Here is a 4382-nt window from a genome sequence, read left to right as displayed (position 1 = left end):
GGCCACGGGCGGGGCGGTGGCGGGGAGGAACACCCACTTCTTGTACGACCAGAAGCGGAACAGGGTCGCCACGCCGGTGCCGATGATCAGCGCGATGTTGTAGAAGACGGCGCCGTCCAGGCCGAGGACGTAGTGCGAGAAGCCGATGAACAGCTCGGTGATCACGAGGCCGACGCCGTTCAGCGCGAAGAACAGCACGTACTCGCGGCCGAGGCCGGTGCGGTCGCGGTGCCGGAACGTCCAGTAGCGGTTCGCCAGGTACGAGAACGTCGTCGCGATGATCGTGGCGACGCCGTTGGACGTGAGGGGACCCACTCCGAGCCCGGTGTGCAGGCCGTTGCCGATCACGACCGTGATCACGAACGCGATCGCGCCCACACTGCCGAACTTGGCGAGTTCCTGCACGAGGTGCGCGAACCGCCGATGGAGAAAGGCGACCAGGCTCACGAAGGGGAACCGTCCTTCCGGACTTCGTCGAACGCCACGGCCGACGGCGCGGCGGCTGATGCGGAGGCACCACGAGAATAGACGCCCGTAGCCGCCGGGACGTCGCAACATGAACGTTTCACCCTCACCCGGCGTTCCCTGCCCATTGCCGAGATGCCCACACACGTACGACGCGGGCGGCCGTGGATTCGTTCGGGGCGGGCGGCCGATAACCTTCTGACGTGACAGTTCCACCTGATACGCCGGTCGTCGGTATGGCGGGCGGGGGGCAGCTCGCCCGGATGACGCAGCAGGCCGCGATCGCGCTCGGCGTGTCGCTGCGCGTCCTCGCCGGGGCGCCGGACGAGTCGGCGGCCAAGGTCGTGTCCGACGTGCGGGTGGGGGACGACCGGTCCCGTCACGATCTCCTGGCGTTCGCCAAGGGCTGCGACGTGGTGACGTTCGACCATGAGCACGTCCCGGGCCCGCACATCCTGCAGCTGGAGGAGTCGGGCGTCCCGTGCCGTCCGGGCGCGGCGGCCCTGGCCCACGCGCAGGACAAGCTGTTCATGCGGGACAGGCTCAGCGGCCTCGGCGTTCCGTGCCCCGCGTACGCGCATGTGCCGACGTCGGCGCCGGTGGAGTTCTTGGACGAGTTCGGCCGCGAGCACGGCTGGCCGCTGGTCCTCAAGGCCACCCGCGGGGGCTACGACGGCAAGGGCGTGTGGGTCGTGGACGAGCCGTCCGGCCAGGTGGAGCGGCTGCTCGCGGAGGGCGTCGATCTGATGGTCGAGCAGCACGTCCCGTTCCGGCGGGAGCTGGCCGCGCTCGTCGCGCGCTCCCCGTACGGGCAGGGCGCCGCGTACCCGATCGTGGAGACCGTCCAGGAGGGCGGCATCTGCACCGAGGTGATCGCTCCCGCACCGGGCCTGTCGAAGGACCTGGCGGCGGAGGCGCAGAGCCTCGCGTTGCGCATCGCGGACGAACTGGGCGTCGTCGGGCTGCTGGCGGTCGAGCTGTTCGAGACAGGCGACGGCCTTCTCGTTAACGAGCTGGCCATGCGGCCCCACAACTCCGGGCACTGGACGATCGAGGGCGCCCGCACGTCGCAGTTCGAGCAGCACCTCCGGGCCGTCCTCGACCTGCCCCTCGGCTCCACCGAGCCCACCGCCCCGTACACGGTCATGGCGAACGTGCTCGGCGGCGACGACCCGGACGTCTACTCCCGCTACTTCCACGTGATGGCCCACGACCCGGCCGTCAAGGTGCACATGTACGGCAAGGAGTCGCGTCCCGGCCGCAAGATCGGCCATGTGACCGCGCTCGGCGCCGACCTCGCCGACGTCCGCGAACGGGCCCGGCACGCCGCCGACTACCTGCGGTGGGGGACGAAGATGGGGGAGCACAAGTGACCGATCCGGTCGTCGGCGTGGTGATGGGCAGTGACTCGGACTGGCCCGTCATGGAGGGCGCCGCGCAGGCGCTGGCCGAGTTCGGCGTCCCCTACGAGGCCGACGTCGTGTCCGCGCACCGCATGCCGCACGACATGATCGCCTACGGGGAGGACGCGGCGGCCCGCGGCCTCCGGGTGATCATCGCCGGGGCCGGCGGGGCCGCGCACCTGCCGGGCATGCTCGCGTCGGTGACGCCGCTGCCGGTGATCGGCGTCCCCGTCCCGCTGAAGTACCTGGACGGCATGGACTCGCTGCTGTCGATCGTGCAGATGCCCGCCGGCGTCCCGGTCGCGACGGTCGCGGTGGGCGCCGCCCGCAACGCCGGGCTGCTGGCCGTCCGCATCCTGGCCGCGTCCGACGAGGAACTGCGGGCCAAGATGACGGTGTTCCAGCAGGACCTCTACGGCCAGGCGAAGGCGAAGGGCGCGCGGCTCCGCGAGAAGCTCTGAGCGCTCAGCCGCGCCGGGCCCATTCGACGGCGGGGCAGCGGTCCATGACGACGTCGAGCCCGGCGTCCTTCGCGCGCCGCGCCGCCGCCTCGTCGACCACGTCGAGCGGCAGCCACACGGCCTTCGCGCCGGCCGCGATCGCCTCGTCCACCGCCTGCCCCGCGTACTCGGCGCGCCGGTAGACGCCCACCACGTCCACCTCGCCGGGGACGTCGGTGATCGACGCGTACCCCTGCTCGCCGAGCACCTCGCGGGCGTCGGGGTGGACGGGAACGATCCGCTTCCCGCGCTGCTGCATCAGCCGGGCCTGGTTGTAGACCTCGCGCGCGGGGTTGTCGGCGAGCCCGACGAACGCCCACGTACCGGACTCCTTCAGCAGCCGCCGGATCACGTCCTGGTCGGCGAATTCGTCAGCCATGTCCACGACAACAGCGCGGGTAAGCCTTTGCTTCCCCGGTTCAGGGACGTCCGAGGGCCCGGTAGTTCCAGCCGGCCGCGCGCCACCGCTCGGGGTCGAGGGCGTTGCGCCCGTCCACGATGTTGCGTTCGGCGACGACCTCGGCCAGCGCGGACGGGTCCATGCCCCGGAACTCGGCCCACTCGGTCAGCAGCAGCACGACGTGCGCGTCGCGGGCCGCGGACAGTGCCGAGTCGCCGTACTCCAGGGACGGCTGGGCGCGGCGCGCGTTCCGCATGGCCTGCGGGTCGTAGACGGTCACCTTGGCGCCCTGGGCCCTGATGGACGCGGCCACGTCCAGCGCGGGGGAGTCGCGGACGTCGTCGGAGTTCGGCTTGAACGCGGCGCCGAGGACGCCGACCGTCCGTCCGACGAACGAGCCGCCGAGGAGCTGCCGGGCGAGGTCCACCATCCTTATGCGCCGCCGGATGTTGATCTCGTCGACCTCGCGCAAGAACGTCAGCGCCTGGTCGGCGCCCAGTTCACCGGCCCGCGCCATGAACGCCCGGATGTCCTTCGGCAGGCAGCCGCCGCCGAAACCGAGCCCGGGGCCGAGGAACTTGCCGCCGATCCGGTCGTCGTACGACAAGGCTTCGGAGAGCTTCGTCACATCGGCGTGCGCGGCCTCGCAGACCTCCGCCATCGCGTTGATGAACGAGATCTTGGTGGCGAGGAACGCGTTGGCCGACACCTTCACCAACTCGGCGGTCGGGAAGTCGGCGGTGATGAACGGGGTGCCCTCGGCGATCATCGTCCGGTAGATCTCGCGGAGCACCTTCTCGGCGTGCTCGGCGGCGCCCTGCTCGGCGGGCAGCCCGGCGACGATCCGGTCGGGGTGCAGGGTGTCCTGGACGGCGAACCCCTCGCGCAGGAACTCCGGGTTCCACGCGAGCACGGCGTCGCCCCCGGCCGGAGCGACCCGGCTCAGGGTCTCCGCCAGCCGCTCGGCCGTCCCCACCGGCACGGTCGACTTGCCGACGACCAGGCAGGGCCGCTGCAGCAGCGGCGCCAGCGTCGCGATCGCCTCGTCGACGTAGCGCAGGTCGGCCGCGTACTCCCCGGCCTTCTGCGGCGTCCCCACGCACACGAAGTGGACGTCGCCGAACTCCGCGGCCTCCGCGTAGGACGTGGTGAACCGCAGCCGCCCGGTCTCCAGGCCGCGGCGCAGCACGGGCTCCAGCCCGGGCTCGTAGAAGGGCAGGTCGCCGGCCGACAGCCGCGCGATCCGCTCCGCGTCCACATCGAGCCCGAGCACCTCGAACCCCAGGTCGGCCATGCACGCCGCATGGGTGGCACCGAGGTACCCGGTTCCGATGACCGTCAGCCGGTGGGTCAAGGCCTGCTCCCTTCGAATCTCCGTCGCCGACTAGCGGCCCCATTGAACACGTGCCCACTGCGGGCGGGTACCTGCGCCGCCCGGCAACCCCTACTGGCGGGTAGCATCTGCGGCATGAGTTCTGACTTTCCCACGTATGCGCCGTCCGAGGAGCATGAGCTGCTGCGGCGTACGGTGCGTGAGCTGGCCGAGGCCAAGATCGCTCCTTTCGCGGCGGAGGTGGACGAGGAGTCCCGGTTCCCGCAGGAGGCCCTGGACGC

At 71.4% G+C, this 4382-nt stretch carries 6 protein-coding genes; 3 read left to right on the top strand and 3 right to left on the bottom strand.

What is annotated here, in order from left to right:
- A partial coding sequence (locus HUX53_RS28585) for a GtrA family protein (protein WP_309237480.1) occupies window positions 1-447 on the bottom strand: 447 nt, incomplete at its 3' end.
- 221 nt (window positions 448-668) lie between these two features.
- Between HUX53_RS28585 and HUX53_RS28580 the strand changes: the two genes are divergently transcribed.
- Window positions 669-1838 carry a 5-(carboxyamino)imidazole ribonucleotide synthase gene (locus HUX53_RS28580; RefSeq protein WP_309237479.1) on the top strand — a complete coding sequence of 390 codons (1170 nt, stop codon included), beginning with the start codon at window positions 669-671 and terminating at the stop codon, window positions 1836-1838.
- A 23-nt stretch (window positions 1839-1861) separates the two neighbouring features.
- Window positions 1862-2329 (top strand): 5-(carboxyamino)imidazole ribonucleotide mutase, encoded by a 468-nt coding sequence (gene purE, locus HUX53_RS28575; protein ID WP_176406317.1) that lies wholly within the window; start codon window positions 1862-1864, stop codon window positions 2327-2329.
- 4 nt (window positions 2330-2333) lie between these two features.
- Here the strand turns inward: purE and HUX53_RS28570 are convergent, their stop codons facing one another.
- Together HUX53_RS28570 and HUX53_RS28565 are read right to left on the bottom strand one after the other, a co-directional pair.
- A complete protein-coding gene (locus HUX53_RS28570; RefSeq protein ID WP_176406315.1) occupies window positions 2334-2747 on the bottom strand; it encodes a CoA-binding protein in 414 nt (137 codons plus the stop codon).
- Window positions 2748-2787: 40 nt separating this feature from the next.
- Entirely contained in the window at window positions 2788-4122 is a 1335-nt protein-coding gene (locus tag HUX53_RS28565) for a UDP-glucose/GDP-mannose dehydrogenase family protein (RefSeq protein WP_176406314.1), read from the bottom strand.
- Between the two features lie 114 nt (window positions 4123-4236).
- Here HUX53_RS28565 and HUX53_RS28560 point away from each other — a divergent pair.
- Window positions 4237-4382, top strand: a 146-nt coding sequence (locus tag HUX53_RS28560; protein ID WP_176406313.1) for an acyl-CoA dehydrogenase family protein, incomplete at its 3' end; no start/stop codon positions are given.

This window comes from Actinomadura sp. BRA 177 (assembly GCF_013372625.1).
Classification (GTDB): domain Bacteria; phylum Actinomycetota; class Actinomycetes; order Streptosporangiales; family Streptosporangiaceae; genus Spirillospora.
The sequence above is the reverse complement of the archived record's forward strand: the minus strand, read 5'-3'. Positions and strand labels throughout refer to the sequence as shown.